General features: G+C 56.0%; 21 protein-coding genes. All 21 read left to right on the forward strand.

Going from position 1 to position 20,171, the window contains the following annotated elements:
* Positions 1-198: 198 nt before the first annotated feature.
* The 21 genes from rplJ (at position 199) to rplX (ending at position 20,161) form a co-directional block, all read left to right on the forward strand.
* Complete coding sequence (gene rplJ / locus NLK58_RS16245; protein ID WP_117619464.1) at positions 199-729, forward strand: 50S ribosomal protein L10; 531 nt, start codon at positions 199-201, stop codon at positions 727-729.
* A 40-nt stretch (positions 730-769) separates the two neighbouring features.
* Positions 770-1,147, forward strand: coding sequence for a 50S ribosomal protein L7/L12 (rplL, locus tag NLK58_RS16250; protein ID WP_117619465.1), 378 nt, complete (start codon positions 770-772; stop codon positions 1,145-1,147).
* Between the two features lie 241 nt (positions 1,148-1,388).
* Entirely contained in the window at positions 1,389-5,468 is a 4,080-nt protein-coding gene (gene rpoB, locus NLK58_RS16255; RefSeq protein WP_341581304.1) for a DNA-directed RNA polymerase subunit beta, read from the forward strand.
* Between the two features lie 76 nt (positions 5,469-5,544).
* Positions 5,545-9,759, forward strand: coding sequence for a DNA-directed RNA polymerase subunit beta' (rpoC, locus tag NLK58_RS16260; RefSeq protein WP_341581305.1), 4,215 nt, complete (start codon positions 5,545-5,547; stop codon positions 9,757-9,759).
* A gap of 167 nt (positions 9,760-9,926) precedes the next feature.
* Positions 9,927-10,301, forward strand: coding sequence for a 30S ribosomal protein S12 (rpsL, locus tag NLK58_RS16265; RefSeq protein ID WP_008174844.1), 375 nt, complete (start codon positions 9,927-9,929; stop codon positions 10,299-10,301).
* Positions 10,302-10,415: 114 nt separating this feature from the next.
* Positions 10,416-10,886 carry a 30S ribosomal protein S7 gene (gene rpsG / locus NLK58_RS16270; RefSeq protein ID WP_099619739.1) on the forward strand — a complete coding sequence of 157 codons (471 nt, stop codon included), beginning with the start codon at positions 10,416-10,418 and terminating at the stop codon, positions 10,884-10,886.
* Positions 10,887-10,904: 18 nt separating this feature from the next.
* Positions 10,905-13,010 (forward strand): elongation factor G, encoded by a 2,106-nt coding sequence (fusA, locus tag NLK58_RS16275; RefSeq protein WP_117619467.1) that lies wholly within the window; start codon positions 10,905-10,907, stop codon positions 13,008-13,010.
* A gap of 35 nt (positions 13,011-13,045) precedes the next feature.
* Positions 13,046-14,242, forward strand: coding sequence for an elongation factor Tu (tuf, locus tag NLK58_RS16280; protein WP_117619468.1), 1,197 nt, complete (start codon positions 13,046-13,048; stop codon positions 14,240-14,242).
* 186 nt (positions 14,243-14,428) lie between these two features.
* Positions 14,429-14,740, forward strand: coding sequence for a 30S ribosomal protein S10 (rpsJ, locus tag NLK58_RS16285; protein ID WP_041341420.1), 312 nt, complete (start codon positions 14,429-14,431; stop codon positions 14,738-14,740).
* Between the two features lie 77 nt (positions 14,741-14,817).
* Entirely contained in the window at positions 14,818-15,456 is a 639-nt protein-coding gene (gene rplC, locus NLK58_RS16290) for a 50S ribosomal protein L3 (protein WP_008174858.1), read from the forward strand.
* A gap of 11 nt (positions 15,457-15,467) precedes the next feature.
* On the forward strand, positions 15,468-16,073 hold the full coding sequence (rplD, locus tag NLK58_RS16295) for a 50S ribosomal protein L4 (RefSeq protein WP_117619469.1): 606 nt from the start codon (positions 15,468-15,470) through the stop codon (positions 16,071-16,073).
* On the forward strand, positions 16,070-16,363 hold the full coding sequence (rplW, locus tag NLK58_RS16300) for a 50S ribosomal protein L23 (RefSeq protein WP_117619470.1): 294 nt from the start codon (positions 16,070-16,072) through the stop codon (positions 16,361-16,363). The genes rplD and rplW overlap by 4 nt, the downstream gene beginning before the upstream one ends.
* Before the next feature lie 17 nt (positions 16,364-16,380).
* Positions 16,381-17,208, forward strand: a complete 828-nt coding sequence (rplB, locus tag NLK58_RS16305) for a 50S ribosomal protein L2 (RefSeq protein WP_117619471.1) — start codon at positions 16,381-16,383, stop codon at positions 17,206-17,208.
* Between the two features lie 23 nt (positions 17,209-17,231).
* Positions 17,232-17,507, forward strand: coding sequence for a 30S ribosomal protein S19 (rpsS, locus tag NLK58_RS16310; protein ID WP_007154011.1), 276 nt, complete (start codon positions 17,232-17,234; stop codon positions 17,505-17,507).
* A 16-nt stretch (positions 17,508-17,523) separates the two neighbouring features.
* A complete protein-coding gene (gene rplV / locus NLK58_RS16315) occupies positions 17,524-17,856 on the forward strand; it encodes a 50S ribosomal protein L22 (protein ID WP_048497742.1) in 333 nt (110 codons plus the stop codon).
* A gap of 11 nt (positions 17,857-17,867) precedes the next feature.
* On the forward strand, positions 17,868-18,551 hold the full coding sequence (gene rpsC / locus NLK58_RS16320) for a 30S ribosomal protein S3 (RefSeq protein WP_048497743.1): 684 nt from the start codon (positions 17,868-17,870) through the stop codon (positions 18,549-18,551).
* A 12-nt stretch (positions 18,552-18,563) separates the two neighbouring features.
* Positions 18,564-18,977, forward strand: coding sequence for a 50S ribosomal protein L16 (rplP, locus tag NLK58_RS16325; protein WP_048497744.1), 414 nt, complete (start codon positions 18,564-18,566; stop codon positions 18,975-18,977).
* Positions 18,977-19,168 (forward strand): 50S ribosomal protein L29, encoded by a 192-nt coding sequence (gene rpmC, locus NLK58_RS16330; RefSeq protein ID WP_048497745.1) that lies wholly within the window; start codon positions 18,977-18,979, stop codon positions 19,166-19,168. The genes rplP and rpmC overlap by 1 nt, the downstream gene beginning before the upstream one ends.
* A 1-nt stretch (position 19,169) precedes the next feature.
* Positions 19,170-19,436: a 30S ribosomal protein S17 gene (gene rpsQ, locus NLK58_RS16335; protein WP_008174879.1), complete on the forward strand. Its 267-nt coding sequence runs from the start codon at positions 19,170-19,172 to the stop codon at positions 19,434-19,436.
* Between the two features lie 18 nt (positions 19,437-19,454).
* A complete protein-coding gene (gene rplN / locus NLK58_RS16340; RefSeq protein WP_007154005.1) occupies positions 19,455-19,823 on the forward strand; it encodes a 50S ribosomal protein L14 in 369 nt (122 codons plus the stop codon).
* A gap of 17 nt (positions 19,824-19,840) precedes the next feature.
* Positions 19,841-20,161 (forward strand): 50S ribosomal protein L24, encoded by a 321-nt coding sequence (gene rplX, locus NLK58_RS16345; RefSeq protein ID WP_117619472.1) that lies wholly within the window; start codon positions 19,841-19,843, stop codon positions 20,159-20,161.
* Positions 20,162-20,171: the final 10 nt, after the last annotated feature.

Consider the following 20,171-nt stretch of genomic DNA (forward strand, 5'->3'; position numbering starts at 1 on the left):
CTGGGCGGAAGCCAAGGCTGTCAAAGACCGCAGGCCCCCGAAGCGCTTCGGGTTTACCGGAAGCGCCACAAGGGTTAAAGCAACGCCTGCGCAGACGGTGTGAAGACGTTCTCTCTGAACCCAAACACCGTTGGGAGCCCCGTGAGGGGTATATGTGGGTTTGCCGGGATATCCCCGGCGAAATCGAGGAGAAATCCAGTGGCAATTAGACTCGAAGACAAGAAAGCGATCGTCGCTGAAGTCAACGAGACTGCCGGTGGTGCTCTGTCTGTGGTTCTGGCTGACTACCGTGGTGTGACCTCTGGTGACATGACGGCGCTTCGCGCCAAGGCTCGTGCCGAAAACGTGCGTCTGAAGGTTGTTCGTAACAACCTGGCAAAGATCGCGATTCGCGGTACCGAGTTCGAGTGCATTGATGAAGCGCTGGTTGGTCCGACCATTCTGGCATTCTCTATGGAAGATCCGGGCGCGGCAGCGCGTCTGCTGAAGGATTTCGCCAAAGAGAAAGAGGCGTTCGAGATCAAGGGATTGGCCGTCGGCGGAGAGCTGATGGGTGCAAACCAGATCGACCGTCTTGCCAAGCTGCCAACACGTCACGAAGCGTTGACAATGCTGGCCGCAGTTACACAGGCACCGATCACCAAGCTGGCACGGACACTGAACGAAGTTCCTTCGAAAGTGACTCGTGCTGTAGCGGCAGTTCGCGACCAGAAGCAAGAAGCTGCTTGATTCTGTTGAACACCATTTTTTATATTTTTGGGAGAAAGTCATGGCTCTGTCTAACGAAGACATTTTGAATGCAATCGCAGAAATGAGCGTAATGGACGTAGTTTCGCTTGTTGAAGCAATGGAAGAGAAGTTCGGTGTGTCTGCCGCTGCAGCTGTTGCTGCTGCGCCTGCCGCCGCTGGTGGCGAAGCCGCCGCTGCTGAAGAGCAGACCGAATTTGACGTAATTCTTACCGGTCCCGGTGAGAAGAAGGTCAACGTAATCAAGGCCGTTCGTGAACTGACCGGCCTGGGTCTGAAAGAAGCTAAGGAAATGGTCGACAGCGCACCTTCCGCAATCAAGGAAGCTGCCAGCAAAGACGACGCTGAGGCAGCCAAGAAGAAGCTTGAGGAAGCAGGCGCTTCCGTTGAGCTTAAGTAAGAGTCGGCTGTTGATCGAAACCGTGCGATAAGCATGGACAGGCTGGTGGCTTTGGGCCACCGGCCTTTTTCTGTTGTATATGCTATAGAGTCTGGCGAGCAATTGCAGGTTGATGTTCGATTCAAAACCTACAGCCAGAGTCTTGTTCAAGACGGCGCGATAAGCCGAGCAATTCGGCCCCGAAGCAGAACAATGGTTGCTTCTTGATACCAGGTATCAGGTCTAAAGCTGGGGAATGCAGATGACTTACTCCTACACTGAGAAAAAGCGGATTCGCAAAGATTTTAGTAAATTGCCTTCCGTGATGGACGTCCCCTATTTGCTGTCTATTCAGCTGGATTCGTTCAGGGACTTCCTCCAAATGGAAGCCGCTCCTGAAGACCGCCGGGAAACCGGTCTTCACGCAGCATTCAAATCCGTATTCCCGATTGTCAGTTACTCTGGCAATGCCGCACTCGAATACGTGAGTTACCGTATTGGCGAGCCGGTTTTTGATGTCAAGGAATGCCAGCTGAGGGGCGTAACCTACGCAGCACCGCTGCGGGTGAAAGTCCGCCTTATCATTTACGATAAGGAATCGTCCAACAAGGCGATCAAGGACATTAAAGAGCAGGAAGTGTACATGGGCGAAATGCCCCTGATGACCGAGAACGGTACCTTCGTTATCAACGGTACCGAGCGCGTTATTGTTTCCCAGCTCCACCGGTCGCCGGGTGTGTTCTTCGACCACGACAAGGGTAAGACCCATTCCTCCGGCAAGCTGCTGTATTCGGCCCGGGTGATTCCTTATCGTGGTTCCTGGCTGGACTTCGAGTTTGATCCGAAGGACTCCGTGTTCGTTCGGATCGACCGTCGCCGCAAGCTGCCGGCGTCTATTCTGCTGCGGTCACTTGGCTACACCTCCGAGCAGATGCTTGAGATGTTCTTTGAAACCAGTAAATTCAGCCTGGGCGCGGAAGTGTGCAAGCTGGAGCTGGTGCCGAGCCGTCTGCGGGGTGACATCGCCACCTTCGATATCAAGGACAATGACGGCAATGTGATTGTCGAGGAAGGTCGCCGGATTACCGCCCGTCACATCAAGCAGCTGGAAAAAGCCGGCATCAATGAGCTTGAGGTACCGACCGAGTACCTGTACGGCCGCGTCCTGGCCAAGGACATGATCGATCAGGCCAGCGGTGAAGTTCTGGTTGAGTGTAACTCCGAGCTCACCGAAGAGCTGGTCACCAAGATTCTGGATGCGGGCGTAAAGGAGATCGAAACCCTTTACACCAACGATCTGGACTGCGGTCCGTTCATGTCCGATACCCTGCGCATCGATCCGACCCGCACCCCGCTGGAAGCGCTGGTTGAGATTTACCGGATGATGCGCCCGGGCGAGCCGCCCACCAAAGAGTCGGCTGAGAACCTGTTCAATAACCTGTTCTTCTCCGAAGAGCGCTATGACCTGTCAGCGGTTGGCCGGATGAAGCTCAACCGTCGTCTTCGCCGTGAGGAAAGCACCGGTGAAGGCACGCTGACCCACGAAGACATCATCGATGTTCTCAAGACCCTGATCGATATCCGTAACGGCCAGGGCAATGTGGATGACATCGATAACCTGGGTAACCGTCGTGTTCGCTGCGTTGGTGAAATGGCCGAGAACCAGTTCCGTGTGGGTCTCGTGCGGGTTGAGCGCGCGGTTCGTGAGCGTCTGAGCCTGGCGGAAAGTGAAGGCCTGATGCCTCAGGACCTGATCAACGCCAAGCCCGTAGCCGCAGCGGTTAAAGAGTTTTTTGGTTCCAGCCAGTTGTCCCAGTTCATGGATCAGAACAACCCACTGTCCGAAGTGACTCACAAGCGTCGTATCTCGGCTCTTGGTCCCGGTGGTCTGACCCGTGAGCGTGCCGGCTTTGAGGTTCGCGACGTACACCCGACCCATTACGGACGTGTGTGCCCGATCGAGACACCGGAAGGCCCGAACATCGGTCTGATCAACTCGTTGGCGACCTATGCCCGCTCCAATTCCTACGGCTTCCTTGAAAGTCCGTACCGGAAAGTGGTTGAAGGTGTGGTCACCGACGAAGTGGTGTACCTGTCTGCCATTGAAGAAAGCAATTATGTGATCGCCCAGGCCAGTGCCGCGATGGACGAAAAGTCCAAGCGCCTGACCGATGAGCTGGTTACCGTGCGTCACCAGAACGAGTTCACCGTCACCCCGCCGGAAAGCGTCAACTTCATGGACGTGTCTCCGCGCCAGGTGGTGTCGGTGGCTGCGTCACTGATTCCGTTCCTGGAACACGACGACGCCAACCGCGCACTGATGGGTGCAAACATGCAGCGTCAGGCGGTTCCGACGCTTCGTTCACAGGTGCCGCTGGTCGGTACTGGTGTTGAGCGCACGGTGGCCCAGGACTCCGGTGTTTGTGTAACGGCCCGTCGCGGTGGCGTCATCGAGAGTGTTGATGCGGCCCGTATCGTGGTCCGTGTTAACAACGAGGAAACCGAAGCGGGTGATGCCGGTGTGGATATCTACAACCTCACCAAGTACACCCGTTCGAACCAGAACACCTGCATTAACCAGCGCTCCATCGTGCGTCAGGGTGATGTCATCGCCCGCGGTGACGTGTTGGCTGATGGCCCGTCCGTGGACCTGGGTGAACTGGCGCTGGGGCAGAACATGCGCATCGCGTTCATGCCCTGGAACGGTTACAACTTCGAGGACTCCATCCTCATCTCCGAGAAAGTGGTTCAGGAAGACCGTCTGACTACCATTCACATTCAGGAACTGACCTGTGTGGCCCGGGACACCAAGCTGGGCAGCGAAGAAATCACCGCGGATATTCCGAACGTTGGTGAAAGTGCGCTGTCCAAGCTGGATGAGTCCGGCATTGTGTACATCGGTGCGGAAGTGGGGCCGGGCGATATCCTGGTTGGCAAGGTGACCCCGAAGGGTGAAACCCAGCTGACACCAGAGGAGAAGTTGCTGCGTGCCATCTTCGGTGAGAAGGCGTCCGATGTTAAGGACACCTCCTCACGGGTGCCGACCGGTACCCGCGGTACGGTCATTGATGTTCAGGTATTTACCCGCGACGGTATCGAGAAGGACCAGCGTGCCCAGTCCATCGAGAAAGAGCAGTTGGATCAGTACCGCAAGGATCTGAAGGACGAATACCGCATTGTTGAAGGGGCTACTTTTGAGCGTCTCATGAGCGCCCTCAAAGGCCAGGTAGTGATCAGTGGTCCGGGCCTGAAAAAAGGCGCAACTCTTGAGGAAGGCTACCTGGCCGACCTGCCGCGTTCCGACTGGTTCAAGCTCCGGATGAAAGACGAGAGCCTGAACGAGCTGCTGGAGAAATCCGAGCAGGGTCTGGAGGATCGCAAGAAGGAGCACGAAGCGCGCTTTGATGATAAGAAAGGCAAGCTTCAGCAGGGTGATGACCTTGCCCCGGGCGTACTGAAAATCGTCAAGGTATACCTGGCGATCAAGCGTCGCATCCAGCCGGGTGACAAGATGGCCGGTCGTCACGGTAACAAGGGTGTTATTTCCTCGGTTATGCCGATCGAAGACATGCCTTACGACGAACACGGCAATACGGTTGACGTGGTTCTGAACCCGCTGGGTGTGCCCTCGCGGATGAACGTAGGTCAGGTGCTTGAGACCCATCTGGGCGCGGCGGCCAAAGGTCTGGGTGAGCGAATCAGCCAGATGCTGGACGAGCAGCGCAAGGTCGCGGAATTACGCAAGCTGCTGGATGAGATCTACAATCATTCGGACGAAGTGTTCAAGGTGGATCTGGATTCCCTGTCTGACAAGGAAACCCTGGAGATGTGCCATAACCTCCGTGGCGGTGTTCCCATGGCAACGCCGGTGTTCGACGGTGCCAAGGAGGCCGAGGTCAAGCGTATGCTTGAGCTGGCGGGGATGAGCACTACCGGCCAGACCAGGCTGTACGATGGTCGCACCGGTGATGCCTTCGATCGCCCGGTGACGGTTGGTTACATGTACATCCTGAAGCTGAACCACCTGATCGATGACAAGATGCACGCTCGTTCCACCGGCTCTTACAGCCTGGTTACCCAGCAGCCGCTGGGTGGTAAGGCCCAGTTCGGTGGCCAGCGCTTCGGTGAGATGGAAGTGTGGGCCCTTGAGGCCTACGGTGCAGCCTATACGCTGCAGGAGATGCTCACCGTCAAGTCTGATGACGTGAACGGTCGGACCAAGATGTACAAGAACATTGTCGATGGCGATCATCGGATGGAGCCGGGCATGCCCGAATCCTTCAACGTTCTTGTCAAGGAAATCCGCTCGCTGGGTATCGACATCGAGCTGGAATCCGAGTGAGCCGAATTGTTTTTGGCAGCGTGAGCGGGCACGACCTGTGCCCGCCCGAGATTAACGCCATCCGGAGCTTTTACTGATGAAAGATTTGCTGAATCTTCTCAAGAGCCAGAACCAAAGCAAGGAATTTGACGCCATCCGAATTGGCCTGGCGTCGCCTGATATGATCCGTTCCTGGTCCTTTGGCGAAGTGAAGAAGCCTGAGACCATTAACTACCGTACCTTCAAGCCGGAGCGCGACGGTCTTTTCTGTGCCAAGATCTTCGGCCCGATCAAGGACTATGAGTGCCTGTGTGGCAAGTACAAGCGTCTGAAGCACCGCGGTGTCATCTGCGAGAAGTGTGGCGTTGAGGTTGCGCTGGCCAGTGTGCGTCGTGAGCGCATGGGCCACATCGAGCTGGCAAGCCCGGTGGCACACATCTGGTTCCTGAAGTCACTGCCGTCCCGCATTGGCCTGATGCTGGACATGACCCTGCGCGACATCGAGCGGGTCCTGTACTTCGAATCCTTTATTGTGATCGATCCGGGGATGACCACCCTGGAGAAAGGGCAACTGCTGAATGACGAGCAGTACTACGAAGCCCTGGAAGAATTCGGTGACGAGTTCGACGCCCGTATGGGTGCCGAAGCGGTCAAGGAGCTGCTGGAAGGTATCGACCTGCAGGAAGAGGTTGATGCGCTGCGTGAAGAGATCCCGCAGACCAACTCTGAAACCAAGATCAAGAAATTCAGCAAGCGCCTGAAGATTCTCGAGGCGTTCCTGTACTCCGGCAACAAGCCGGGCGACATGGTCATGACCGTGCTGCCGGTTCTTCCGCCGGATCTGCGTCCGCTGGTGCCGCTGGACGGCGGTCGGTTTGCGACGTCAGACCTGAACGACCTGTACCGCCGGGTAATTAACCGGAACAACCGGCTCAAGCGCCTGCTGGAGCTGAATGCTCCGGACATTATCGTGCGCAACGAGAAACGGATGCTGCAGGAAGCCGTGGACGCGCTGCTGGACAACGGCCGTCGTGGCCGTGCCATCACCGGCACCAACAAGCGCCCGCTGAAGTCCCTGGCTGACATGATTAAGGGTAAGCAGGGTCGTTTCCGTCAGAACCTGCTGGGTAAGCGGGTGGACTACTCCGGTCGTTCGGTGATCGTGGTCGGCCCCTACCTGCGTCTGCACCAGTGTGGTCTTCCGAAGAAGATGGCCCTGGAGCTGTTCAAGCCGTTTATTTTCTCCAAGCTGGAGCACCGCGGCCTGGCGACCACCATCAAGGCCGCCAAGAAGATGGTTGAGCGTGAGGAAGGCGTGGTCTGGGATATCCTGGACGAAGTCATCCGCGAGCATCCGATCATGCTGAACCGCGCCCCGACCCTGCACCGTCTGGGTATCCAGGCGTTCGAGCCGGTGCTGATCGAAGGCAAGGCGATCCAGCTGCACCCGCTGGTATGTGCGGCTTACAACGCCGACTTTGACGGTGACCAGATGGCGGTGCACGTACCGCTGACCCTGGAAGCCCAGCTCGAAGCCCGTGCGTTGATGATGTCCACCAACAACGTACTGTCGCCGGCCAACGGCGAGCCGATCATTGTACCGTCCCAGGACGTGGTACTTGGTCTGTACTACATGACCCGTGAGCGCAAGAGCGCCCTCGGTGAAGGTATGGTGTTCGCCGACGTCAAAGAGGCGCACCGGGCCTACGGTGCCGGCAAGGTCGATCTTCAGGCTATTGTGAAGGTTCGGGTGAAAGAAGTTGCGATTGCCGAGGACGGTTCGCGCACCGAAGAGTACAAGATCGTTGATACCACGGTCGGTCGCGCCCTGCTGTTTGATATCGTGCCGGACGGCCTGTCTTACGACCTGGTGAACAAGCCCATGGTCAAGAAGGCTATCTCCAACCTGATCAACACCTGCTACCGTGATGCCGGTCTGAAAGACACGGTTATCTTCGCGGACCAGCTGATGTACATGGGCTATCACTACGCCACCGTGTCCGGTATCTCAATCGGTTTCAACGATTTCGAGATTCCCCCGGAGAAGTACGAGCTGGTTGATGCGGCATCCGCCGAGGTGAAGGATATCGAAACCCAGTACGCGTCCGGTCTGCTGACCCAGGGCGAGAAGTACAACAAGGTTATCGATATCTGGTCCCGTGCCAACGACAAAGTGTCCAAGGCCATGATGGAGCGTCTTTCCAAGGAGCAGGTGATCGGTCCTGACGGGCAGCCTGTCAAGGGTGAAGATGGCGAGTTCGAGATGCAGGAGTCTTTCAACTCCGTGTACATGATGGCCGATTCCGGCGCCCGGGGTTCAGCCGCCCAGATTCGTCAGTTGGCCGGTATGCGTGGCCTGATGGCCAAGCCCGACGGCTCCATCATCGAAACACCGATCACCGCGAACTTCCGTGAGGGTCTGAACGTACTCCAGTACTTCATCTCAACTCACGGCGCCCGGAAAGGTCTGGCGGATACCGCACTGAAGACGGCGAACTCTGGTTACCTGACCCGTCGTCTGGTTGACGTTTCCCAGGATCTGGTTGTTACCGAGGACGATTGCGGTACTGACGAAGGCCTGCTGATGACGCCGCATATCGAAGGCGGCGACGTTGTTGTGCCTCTGGGTGACCGCGTGCTGGGGCGTGTTACAGCCCGTGATGCGTTTACTCCGACAGACAAGGACAACGCCGTTGTTTCGGCGGGCACCCTGCTGGACGAGAAAGCGGTTGAAGCCCTTGAGCAAGCCGGTGTCGACGAAGTCTGGGTTCGTTCCGCAATTACCTGTGAGACCCGTCACGGCATCTGCTCGAAGTGCTATGGCCGCGATCTGGCCCGTGGTCACCGGGTGAACGTTGGCGAGGCCGTGGGTGTTATTGCTGCCCAGTCCATCGGTGAACCGGGTACCCAGCTGACCATGCGGACTTTCCACATTGGTGGTGCTGCGAGCCGGGCATCGGCCGTTGACAACATCCAGGTCAAGCATGGCGGTAAAGTACGCCTGCACAACCTGAAATCGATTGAAAAGAGCGACGGTTCTCTTGTTGTAGTATCCCGTTCCTCTGCCCTGGCCATCGCGGATGATCAGGGGCGTGAACGTGAGTGGTACAAGCTGCCCTACGGTGCCGTGCTGTCCGTGAAGCACGGTGATACGGTTGAAGCTGGTGTTGCGGTGGCCAAGTGGGATCCACACACTCACCCGATCATCGCCGAAGCGGAAGGCACCGCCAAGTTCGTCAACATGGATCAGGGCATTACCGTCCGCACCCAGACCGACGAACTGACCGGCCTGTCCACCATGGAGGTCATCGATCCGAAAGAGCGTCCTGCGGCGGGTAAGGATATCCGTCCGGCCATCCAGCTGATCGATGCGACAGGAGAAGAGGTGGAGCTGCCAGGTGGCGGCACTGCAATCTTCTTCCTGCCCGCGAACGCCCTGGTTACCATGGCGAACGGCGCCAAGATCGAGCTCGGCGACGTGGTTGCCCGGATTCCGCAGGAAAGCTCCAAGACACGGGATATCACCGGTGGTCTGCCAAGGGTTGCCGATCTGTTCGAGGCCCGTCGCCCGAAAGAGTCTTCTATCCTTGCCGAGATTAGCGGCATGGTGTCCTTCGGTAAGGAAACCAAGGGTAAGAAGCGTCTGGTGATCACGCCGAAGGATGGCGATGCCTACGAAGTACTTATTCCGAAGCATCGTCAGATGAACGTGTTCGAAGGCGAGACGGTTGAAAAGGGTGAAGTGATTTCCGATGGCCCGTCCAACCCGCATGACATCCTGCGCCTGCTGGGTGTTGTCGCGCTTGCCAAGTACATCACCAACGAGATCCAGGACGTGTACCGTCTGCAGGGCGTTGTCATCAACGATAAACACATTGAGGTTATCGTTCGGCAGATGCTGCGCAAGGTCGAAATTACCGATCCGGGTGATACGACCCTGCTGTCCGGTGATCAGGTGGAAATCACCCAGGTGCTGGAAGAAAACGAAAAGGCCGATGTGGCAGACAAGGAGCCGGCGCGGTTCGAGCGTCTGCTGCTGGGTATCACCAAGGCGTCCCTGGCCACGGAGTCGTTCATTTCCGCGGCTTCGTTCCAGGAAACCACCCGGGTACTCACCGAAGGTGCGGTTACCGGTAAACGGGATTACCTCCGCGGCCTGAAAGAAAACGTTGTGGTTGGCCGGCTGATTCCGGCAGGTACCGGTCTGGCTTACCACGCCGAGCGTCGTCGCAAGCGCGAACTGGAAGAACAGGGCGTTACTGCGGCAGACGTGGAAGAAGCTCTGAGCGCCGAGCTCAATCGCGAAAGCTGAGTTGGGCCGGTGCGCCGCCTCCGGGTAGTTACCTACCCGCGAGGTGGTCAAAAAGAGACCAGTCGTCTTGACTGTCCGGGGGCGCAGGCTTACACTTGCGTCCCTTAAATTTTACCCCCTGCACAGGGGGTAAGTTTCATTGATATGGTTTTTTGGAGTTTGCTTACATGGCAACGATTAATCAGTTGGTGCGTAAGCCTCGTAAGCGCAAGGTAGCCAAGAGCGATGTTCCTGCTCTCCAGGCCTGCCCTCAGCGCCGTGGTGTGTGCACTCGTGTGTACACCACAACGCCGAAGAAGCCGAACTCAGCACTGCGTAAAGTGTGCCGTGTTCGCCTGACCAACGGCTACGAGGTTTCCTCTTACATTGGTGGTGAAGGTCACAACCTTCAGGAGCACAGTGTTGTGCTGATCCGTGGCGGTCGAGTAAAAGACCTTCCGGGTGTGCGCTATCACACTGTTCGCGGAACACTGGACACCCAGGGTGTGCAGAACCGTAAGCAGGGCCGCTCCAAGTACGGTGCAAAACGACCCAAGTCCTGATCTCCCGGACGGGTGCCTTTTATCGTTGCTTGTCAGAACGGTAAGAGTAAGGCTGAGTAGCATTTGCTATCTCAGGGGTTCCTGAAGACCTTTTGGATATATAAGGGCTTATCGATGCCTAGAAGAAGAGTTGCAGCAAAACGGGAAATTATCCCGGATCCCAAATTCGGCAGTGCACGTCTTGCCAAGTTCATCAACCACGTGATGGAAAGTGGCAAGAAGTCCGTTGCAGAGCGCATTGTTTACGGCGCGCTGGACATTGTTGCCGAGAAATCAAAAGAAGAGCCGATCGACATGTTCGAGAAGGCCCTGGAAAACATCCAGCCGATGGTTGAGGTCAAGTCCCGTCGTGTGGGTGGTGCTACCTACCAGGTGCCCGTAGAAGTACGGCCTTCCCGTCAGAACGCGCTGGCGATGCGCTGGCTCGTAGAATTTTCACGGAAGCGCGGTGAGAAATCCATGGCACAGCGTCTGGCTGGTGAAATCCTGGACGCCGCTGACAGCAAAGGCTCCGCTGTTAAGAAGCGTGAAGATGTTCACCGCATGGCAGAAGCCAACAAGGCGTTCTCTCACTTCCGTTTCTAATCAGCCGAGGTTTATACAGTGGCACGCAAGACTCCTATCAAGCGTTACAGAAACATTGGTATTTGTGCGCACGTTGATGCGGGCAAAACCACAACCACCGAGCGGGTCCTGTTCTATACAGGTATTTCCCACAAAATCGGTGAGGTTCATGATGGTGCGGCTACCATGGACTGGATGGAGCAGGAGCAGGAGCGTGGTATTACCATTACCTCAGCTGCGACGACCTGTTTCTGGCAGGGCATGGACAAGCAGTATCCGGAGCACCGGATCAATATCATCGACACCCCGGGGCACGTTGACTTTACCATCGAGGTAGAGCGTTCATTGCGCGTACTCGACGGTGCTGTTGTTGTGTTCTGCGGCTCCTCCGGTGTTGAGCCCCAGTCCGAGACTGTGTGGCGTCAGGCCAACAAGTACGAAGTTCCCCGCATGGTGTTCGTCAACAAGATGGACCGTGCCGGTGCCAACTTCCTGCGGGTTGTTGACCAGATCAAGAACCGTCTGGGCGCAAACGCGGTTCCCATTCAGTTGCCGATCGGTTCCGAAGACAAGTTCGCCGGCATCGTCGACCTGATCCGTAACAAGGCGATCTACTGGAATGAAGACGATTCCGGCGCTACTTACGATCAGAGAGACGTTCCTGAGGATATGGTCGAAGAAGTCGCCATGTATCGCGAGCAGATGATGGAAGCCGCGGCGGAAGCGAACGAAGAGTTGATGGAGCGTTACCTCGAAGAGGGCGAGCTCAACATTGACGACATCAAGAAAGGGCTGCGCCTGCGCACCCTGGCCAACGAAATCGTTGTTGCTACTTGCGGCTCCGCGTTCAAGAACAAGGGTGTTCAGGCGGTGCTGGACTCCGTCATCGAATTCCTGCCGGCTCCGGATGAAGTTAAGGCCATCCGTGGTGAGGTGGACGAAGACGGTACCGAAGAGACCCGTCAGGCCGATGATGACGCACCATTTTCAGCGCTTGCCTTCAAGATCGCGACTGATCCGTTCGTTGGTACCCTGACCTTTTTCCGGGTGTACTCTGGCAAGCTGGAATCCGGCAATGCCGTCTACAACTCCGTGAAGGGCAAGAAGGAGCGTGTCGGCCGTATGGTTCAGATGCACTCCAAAGATCGCCAGGAGATCAAAGAGGTTCTGGCGGGTGATATCGCTGCGGCCATCGGCCTGAAGAGTGTGACCACTGGTGACACCCTGTGCGACGAAAACCACAAGATCATCCTTGAGCGTATGGAATTCCCGGAGCCGGTAATTTCCGTAGCGGTTGAGCCGAAGTCCAAGGCGGACCAGGAGAAGATGGGTGTTGCTTTGGGCAAGCTGGCCCAGGAAGATCCGTCATTCCGGGTGCGTACCGACGAGGAATCCGGGCAGACCATTATCTCCGGTATGGGTGAGCTTCATCTGGATATCATCGTTGACCGTATGCGTCGCGAGTTCAAGGTTGAAGCCAACATTGGCAAGCCGCAGGTGGCTTATCGTGAGTGCATCCGCAAGCCGGTAGACGTCGAAGGCAAGTTTGTTCGTCAGTCCGGTGGTCGCGGTCAGTACGGTCACGTCAAGATCAAGCTTGAGCCGCTGCCACTGGATGATGAAGATGGCGAAAACTTTATCTTCGTGAATGAGATTGTTGGTGGTGTGGTTCCGAAGGAATACATCCCGGCAGTCCAGCAGGGTATTTCCGAGCAGATGCAGAACGGCTGTCTGGCCGGCTATCCGCTGCTGCGCATCAAGGCGACCCTGTATGACGGCTCCTATCACGATGTTGACTCCAACGAGATGGCTTTCAAAGTCGCCGGCTCCATGGCGATGAAGAAAGGTGCTCTGGAAGCCAATCCTGCGCTTCTCGAGCCTATCATGAGAGTTGAGGTTGTCAGCCCTGAGGAATATATGGGTGACGTCGTCGGTGATTTGAACCGTCGTCGCGGCCTGATTCAGGGTATGGATGAAGGCCCCTCGGGTAAAGTCATCCGCGCAGAAGTTCCGTTGTCGGAGATGTTCGGTTACGCCACTGACCTGCGTTCAGCGACTCAGGGTCGGGCGTCTTATGCGATGGAGTTCTCTCGCTATATGGAAGCTCCTTCGAACATTGCCGAAGCGATCATTAAAAAGGGTTGATCCCCAGGACTTAAGAAACAGGAAGAGGTGTAACCGTGTCTAAATCTAAATTTGAGCGTAATAAGCCGCACTTGAACGTGGGCACCATTGGTCACGTTGACCATGGCAAGACCACTTTGACAGCAGCCCTGACTCGCGTGTGTCACGAAGTCTGGGGTACGGGTGAGAGCCGTGCGTTTGACCAGATTGATAACGCCCCGGAAGAGCGTGCGCGTGGTATTACCATTGCGACCTCTCACGTTGAGTACGATTCCCCGACCCGTCACTACGCTCACGTAGACTGCCCGGGCCACGCGGATTATGTGAAGAACATGATCACGGGTGCGGCCCAGATGGACGGCGCTATTCTGGTTTGCTCCGCAGCGGACGGCCCCATGCCGCAGACTCGTGAGCACATCCTGCTGTCCCGTCAGGTGGGCGTACCTTACATCGTTGTGTTCCTGAACAAGGCGGACATGGTAGACGATGAAGAGTTGCTTGAGCTGGTAGAGATGGAAGTTCGTGACCTGCTGAGCCAGTACGACTTCCCGGGTGACGACACGCCGATCATTACCGGTTCTGCGCTGATGGCGCTGGAAGGCAAAGATGACAACGAGATGGGTACTTCGGCGGTCAAGAAGCTGGTAGAGGCCCTGGACGACTACATCCCTGAGCCGGAGCGTGCGATTGATCAGCCGTTCCTGATGCCGATTGAGGACGTATTCTCCATCTCCGGTCGTGGTACGGTGGTAACCGGTCGTGTTGAGCGTGGCATCATCAAGGTTGGTGACGAAGTGGAAATCGTGGGTATCAAGGATACCGTGAAGACCACGTGTACCGGCGTTGAAATGTTCCGCAAGCTGCTGGACGAAGGCCGTGCTGGTGAGAACGTGGGTGTTCTGCTGCGTGGAACCAAGCGTGACGACGTTGAGCGTGGTCAGGTTCTGTGTGTGCCGGGCTCCATCAAGCCGCACACCAAGTTCGAGTGCGAAGTGTACGTGCTGTCCAAGGAAGAGGGTGGTCGTCATACGCCGTTCTTCAAGGGCTACCGTCCGCAGTTCTACTTCCGTACTACCGACGTAACGGGTTCCTGTGAACTGCCGGAAGGCGTGGAAATGGTTATGCCGGGTGACAACGTGAAGATGAGTGTTACCCTGATTGCTCCGATCGCCATGGAAGATGGTCTGCGCTTCGCGATTCGCGAAGGCGGCCGTACCGTTGGTGCCGGCGTGGTCTCCAAGATCATCGAGTAATTCGCTCGTTTGGTCCGGGAAAAAGGGGCTGAAGTATCAGCCCCTTTTTCTGTTAAAGCCGCATATGTTACCCAACCGTGTCAATCTGCATGGCAGTTGACACGGTTGGGTATTATGCATACAATGCGGCTCCTTTTTTTGAAGGTCGGCTAACTAGTAGCTGCTACGAGTGGAGTTTGGTGCATCATGCAAAGCCAAAAAATTCGAATCCGGTTGAAGGCGTTTGATTATCGCCTTATCGACCAGTCCACGCAGGAGATTGTCGATACCGCCAAGCGGACCGGCGCTCAGGTGCGTGGGCCTATTCCTCTGCCGACGCGGAAGGAAAAGTACACAATATTGGTCTCTCCGCACGTCAATAAGGACGCGCGCGATCAATATGAAATTCGTACTCACAAGCGTCTGCTCGACATCGTCGAGCCGACGGAGAAGACAGTAGATGCTTTGATGAAGCTGGACCTGGCAGCAGGTGTAGACGTTCAGATCAGCCTCGGCTAATACCTGCCCGGTATCAGTCTGTGTAACTGTCATAAGGCCATAGAGGGTGAGAGCCCCGTACACTTAAGAGGTGAAACATGGCAATTGGTGTTGTCGGTCGTAAGGCCGGTATGACCCGTATTTTTACGGAAGACGGGCAGGCGCTGCCCGTAACGGTAATCGAGGTTGAGCCCAACCGGATTACCCAACTTAAGACTCTTGAAAGCGATGGCTACCGTGCCGTTCAGGTTACTGTGGGTACCCGTCGTTCCTCCCGTGTAACCAAGAGTGAGGCTGGTCACTTTGCCAAGGCGGGCGTTGAAGCCGGTCGTGGTATGTGGGAATTCCGCCTGGCTGATGGCGAAGGTGAAGACCTGGCTGCCGGCGGCGAGATTACGGCCTCCGTCTTTGAAGACGGTCAGGTGGTTGATGCCATCGGACAGTCCAAAGGTAAGGGTTTTCAGGGCGGCGTTAAGCGCTGGAACTTCTCCATGCAGGACGCTACCCACGGTAACTCCCTCTCTCACCGTGCTCCGGGCTCCATTGGTCAGAACCAGACTCCGGGTAAGGTATTCAAGGGCAAAAAGATGGCGGGCCAGATGGGTAACGCACAGGTTACCGTGCAGAACCTGAAAATTGTCCGTGTCGACGCCGAGCGCAACCTGCTGCTGGTAAGTGGTGCCGTACCCGGCGCAACTGGCGGCGATGTTGTCATCAAGCCTGCAGTTAAAGCCTGAGGAGCGGTGCGATGGAATTGACTATTACGGGTAGCGGCAAGGGAATCTCTGTTTCCGAGGCCGCATTCGCCAAAGATTTTAACGAGTCGCTGGTTCACCAGGTTGTTACTGCTTACATGGCAGCTGGCCGCCAGGGTACCAAGGCTCAGAAGACGCGTTCCGAAGTCAGCGGTGGCGGTAAAAAGCCATGGCGTCAGAAGGGCACCGGTCGTGCCCGTGCCGGTACTATCCGTAGCCCGATCTGGCGCTCCGGTGGCGTTACCTTCGCAGCAAAGCCCCGTAGTTTTGAGCAGAAGGTTAACCGCAAGATGTACCGCGCAGCGATGCGCTCCATTTTTTCCGAGCTGGTTCGCCAGGAGCGTCTGGTTGTTGTTGACGACATGAACGTTGACAGCCCCAAGACCAAGGCATTCAACGCCAAGCTGAAGGATATCGGTGTGACCAACGCACTGATTCTGTCCGACAATGTCGAGCAGAATCTGCACCTGGCAGCACGCAACATCCCGCACATTGACGTGCGCGACATTGCTGGCCTGGATCCGGTTAGCCTGGTTTCCTTCGAGAAAGTCGTTGTGACTGTTCCCGCTCTGAAGAAGATCGAGGAGATGCTGGGATGAATCAGGAACGCATTTATCAGGTCCTGCTTGGGCCGCACGTATCGGAAAAAGCTTCTCTGGTGGCCGAGCACGGCCAGGTTGTTTTCCGGGTTGCCCCGGATGCCACCAAGCCCGAGATCAAGAAGGCCGTTGAGCAGCTGTTCAACGTCACCGTAGAAGGTGTTCAGGTTCTGAACCGAAAGGGTAAGCTCAAGCGCACCACCCGCGGGTTCGGCAAGCGTAATGACATTCGTAAGGCTTACGTAAAGCTGGCTGAAGGTCAGGACATCGATTTTCTGGATGTGGAATAAGGTAAAGGGGTCGTAATATGCCGATCGTCAAAACCAAACCAACATCTGCCGGACGCCGTCACGTTGTAAAGCTTTACAACCCGGATCTGTACACTGGGCGCCCTTACGAGCCGTTGGTAGAAAGAAAGAACAAGACGGGTGGTCGTAACAATGTAGGCCGCATTACAACCCGTCACATGGGTGGTGGTCACAAGAAGCACTACCGTGTTATCGATTTCAAGCGGACCAAAGATGGTGTCCCGGCGGTCATTGAGCGCCTGGAATACGATCCTAACCGCTCTGCGCACATTGCACTGCTGAAGTACGCCGATGGCGAGCGTCGTTACATTGTCGCTCCCAAGGGTATGCAGATCGGTGATCCTGTGCGCTCCGGTATCGACGCGCCGATTAAAGTGGGCAGCACGCTGCCGCTCCGGAATATTCCGGTCGGTTCCGTGGTCCACTGCGTCGAACTCAAACCTGGCAAAGGTGCACAGCTGGCCCGTTCCGCGGGCGCATCCGTACAGCTGGTTGCCCGGGAAGGTGCTTATGCCACCATCCGCCTGCGCTCAGGTGAAATGCGAAAGGTGCTTGTAGATTGCCGTGCCACGCTGGGTGAAGTATCCAACAGCGAGCACAGCCTCAAGCAGCTTGGTAAAGCGGGTGCATCACGCTGGCGCGGCAAACGGCCAACCGTACGTGGTGTTGCTATGAACCCAGTTGACCACCCACATGGTGGTGGTGAAGGGCGTACCTCTGGCGGGCGTCACCCGGTTACTCCGTGGGGTGTTCCGACCAAAGGGCATAAGACTCGTAAGAACAAGCGTACTGACAAGATGATAGTACGTCGTCGTTCGGCCAAGTAAACGACTACATAGAGGTAATTGCTGTGCCACGTTCTTTGAAGAAAGGTCCTTTTATAGACCTGCATCTGTTGAAGAAGGTCGAGGCAGCTCTGGAAGCTAATGACAAGCGGCCGATCAAAACCTGGTCGCGTCGGTCAACAGTTTTTCCGGAGATGGTAGGCCTGACCATTGCAGTCCACAACGGCAAGCAGCACGTGCCGGTTTATGTCACCGAAGATATGGTTGGGCATAAACTGGGTGAGTTCGCGGCAACGCGTACTTATCGTGGTCATGCGGCCGACAAGAAAGCTAAACGCTGATTGTGAGGTAATAGAAATGGAAGTAGCAGCCAAGTACAAGGGCGCTCGCCTCTCAGCTCAGAAAGCACGTCTTGTCGCTGACCAAGTACGCGGCAAGGCTGTTGAGGACGCCCTGAACATTCTGACTTTCAGCCCGAAAAAGGCGGCAACAGTCATCAAGAAAGCTCTTGAGTCTGCCATCGCCAACGCTGAGCACAACGAAGGTCTGGACGTTGACGAACTGCGGGTTTCCACCGTGATGGTGGATGAGGGTCCGACGCTCAAGCGAATCAAAGCTCGAGCCAAGGGGCGCGCTGACCGGATTTTCAAGCGCACCTGCCATATCACCGTCAAGGTCGCCGACAAGTAGGAGATGCTCAGATGGGTCATAAAGTAAATCCAACCGGTATGCGCCTGGGTGTGATCAAAGAGCACAACTCAGTCTGGTATGCCGACAAAAAGGAATACGCGAAAAACCTGTTGAATGATATTCAGGTTCGCGAATTCCTCGACAAGCGCCTGGTGAAGGCGTCTGTCAGCAAGATTGTGATCGAGCGCCCTGCTCAGAACGCCCGTATCACGATCCATACTGCCCGTCCCGGTATTGTTATCGGTAAGAAGGGTGAAGATGTTGATCGTCTGCGTCGCGAAGTAAGCGACATGATGGGTGTGCCTGTGCATATCAACATCGAAGAAGTCCGCAAGCCGGACCTGGATGCCCGCCTGGTAGCGCAAAACGTTGCCGGCCAGCTGGAGCGTCGTGTGATGTTCCGTCGCGCTATGAAGCGTGCGGTACAGAACGCCATGCGCCAGGGAGCCAAGGGTATCAAGATCCAGGTAGGCGGTCGTCTCGGGGGTGCTGAAATCGCGCGTTCCGAGTGGTATCGCGAAGGTCGTGTACCTCTGCACACTCTGCGTGCAGATATTGATTACGCAACCTACGAAGCGCATACCACTTACGGCGTAATCGGCGTCAAGGTATGGATCTTCAAAGGTGAGATTCTTGGTGGTATGGAGCAGGTCCGTGCTGACAAGAAAGCCTCTGGGAAGAAAGGTTCTAAGTAAAGGGGCACTCTTATGCTGCAACCAAAACGCACCAAATTTCGCAAGGTAATGAAAGGCCGTAATACCGGTCTTGCTCACCGCGCCAACAAGGTGAGCTTCGGTGAATACGGATTGAAGGCGACCAGCCGTGGGCGTATAACTGCGCGCCAGATTGAGGCAGCGCGTCGTACCATGACTCGTCGCATCAAGCGGGGCGGTAAGATCTGGATCCGGGTCTTCCCGGACAAGCCGATCACCGGAAAGCCGCTTGAAGTTCGAATGGGTAAAGGTAAGGGTTCTGTCGAGTATTGGGTGGCTGAAATCCAGCCAGGCCGCATGCTCTACGAGATGGAAGGTGTCGCCGAAGACGTGGCACGCGAAGCTTTCACGCTCGCTGCGGCCAAATTGCCGGTACAGACCACCTTTGTAACGAGGACGGTGATGTGATGAAAGCAACAGAGCTGCGTGAAAAATCCGTCGAGGAGCTGAACAAAGAGTTGATCGACCTCCTGAAGGAGCAGTTCAACCTGCGCATGCGTAAGGCGACAGGTCAGCTGAATCAGTCTCATCTTCTCGCTAAGGTGAAGCGCGACATCGCTCGCGTGAAAACAGTATTGAATGACAAGGCAGGACAGTGACATGACTGAAGCTACCCAAACTGCCAGAACTCTGAGCGGCAAGGTCGTGAGCAACAAGATGGAGAAATCCATTGTGGTGCTGGTCGAACGTCAGGTGAAACACCCGCTGTACGGTAAGTACATGAAGCGTTCAACCAAGATCCATGCTCATGATGAGAGCAATCAGTGCAACATCGGCGACACTGTGACCATTCAGGAAACCCGTCCGGTCTCCAAGACCAAGAGCTGGGCCCTGGTGGAAGTCACCGAACGTGCATCCAAGGTGTAATTCGCCCGGAGAACAACCATGATTCAGACTCAAACAATGCTTGAAGTCGCGGATAACAGCGGTGCGCGTCAGGTGATGTGCATCAAGGTCCTGGGCGGTTCACACCGGCGTTATGCCAGCGTAGGGGATATCATCAAGGTGACCGTCAAGGAAGCCATCCCCCGCGGTAAAGTGAAGAAAGGCCAGGTCCTGAAAGCTGTCGTGGTGCGCACCCGCAAGGGTGTTCGCCGTCCCGACGGTTCGCTGATCCGTTTCGACGGAAACGCGGCAGTACTTCTGAACAATCAGGACGCTCCTATTGGTACCCGTATCTTCGGACCGGTTACCCGTGAACTGCGTAATGAGAAGTTCATGAAAATTATCTCACTGGCACCCGAAGTACTTTAAAGGACCAGAGGCCGGTTATGAAAAAGATCAAACGAGATGACGAAGTAATCGTCACTACGGGGAAAGATAAAGGCAAACGTGGTAAAGTCCTGAAGGTTCAGGATGATGGCCGTATGGTTGTTTCTGGCATCAATATGATGAAGAAGCACACCAAGCCAAACCCGATGCTGGGCTCCCCAGGTGGCATCGTCGAAAAAGAAGCACCTATCCAGGCTTCCAACGTGGCTATTTTTAATCCGCAGACCGGCAAAGCCGATCGTGTAGGCTTCCAGACCAGGGAAGACGGCGCGAAAGTGCGGATCTTTAAGTCCACGAACGAAGCTGTCGATAACCAGTAAGCGGTGGTGG

Origin of the sequence: Marinobacter metalliresistant (assembly GCF_038098645.1) — a bacterium.
In the GTDB taxonomy this organism is placed as follows: Bacteria; Pseudomonadota; Gammaproteobacteria; order Pseudomonadales; family Oleiphilaceae; genus Marinobacter; species Marinobacter metalliresistant.

Bases quoted from the DNA above. Each gene is read 5' to 3' on its own strand.
- rplL (WP_117619465.1), top strand. From the start codon at position 770: ATGGCTCTGTCTAACGAAGACATTTTGAATGCAATCGCAGAAATGAGC.
- rpoB (WP_341581304.1), top strand. From the start codon at position 1,389: ATGACTTACTCCTACACTGAGAAAAAGCGGATTCGCAAAGATTTTAGT.
- rpoC (WP_341581305.1), top strand. From the start codon at position 5,545: ATGAAAGATTTGCTGAATCTTCTCAAGAGCCAGAACCAAAGCAAGGAA.
- rpsL (WP_008174844.1), top strand. From the start codon at position 9,927: ATGGCAACGATTAATCAGTTGGTGCGTAAGCCTCGTAAGCGCAAGGTA.
- rpsG (WP_099619739.1), top strand. From the start codon at position 10,416: ATGCCTAGAAGAAGAGTTGCAGCAAAACGGGAAATTATCCCGGATCCC.
- rpsJ (WP_041341420.1), top strand. From the start codon at position 14,429: ATGCAAAGCCAAAAAATTCGAATCCGGTTGAAGGCGTTTGATTATCGC.
- rplC (WP_008174858.1), top strand. From the start codon at position 14,818: ATGGCAATTGGTGTTGTCGGTCGTAAGGCCGGTATGACCCGTATTTTT.
- rplD (WP_117619469.1), top strand. From the start codon at position 15,468: ATGGAATTGACTATTACGGGTAGCGGCAAGGGAATCTCTGTTTCCGAG.
- rplW (WP_117619470.1), top strand. From the start codon at position 16,070: ATGAATCAGGAACGCATTTATCAGGTCCTGCTTGGGCCGCACGTATCG.
- rplB (WP_117619471.1), top strand. From the start codon at position 16,381: ATGCCGATCGTCAAAACCAAACCAACATCTGCCGGACGCCGTCACGTT.
- rplV (WP_048497742.1), top strand. From the start codon at position 17,524: ATGGAAGTAGCAGCCAAGTACAAGGGCGCTCGCCTCTCAGCTCAGAAA.
- rpsC (WP_048497743.1), top strand. From the start codon at position 17,868: ATGGGTCATAAAGTAAATCCAACCGGTATGCGCCTGGGTGTGATCAAA.
- rplP (WP_048497744.1), top strand. From the start codon at position 18,564: ATGCTGCAACCAAAACGCACCAAATTTCGCAAGGTAATGAAAGGCCGT.
- rpmC (WP_048497745.1), top strand. From the start codon at position 18,977: ATGAAAGCAACAGAGCTGCGTGAAAAATCCGTCGAGGAGCTGAACAAA.
- rpsQ (WP_008174879.1), top strand. From the start codon at position 19,170: ATGACTGAAGCTACCCAAACTGCCAGAACTCTGAGCGGCAAGGTCGTG.
- rplN (WP_007154005.1), top strand. From the start codon at position 19,455: ATGATTCAGACTCAAACAATGCTTGAAGTCGCGGATAACAGCGGTGCG.
- rplX (WP_117619472.1), top strand. From the start codon at position 19,841: ATGAAAAAGATCAAACGAGATGACGAAGTAATCGTCACTACGGGGAAA.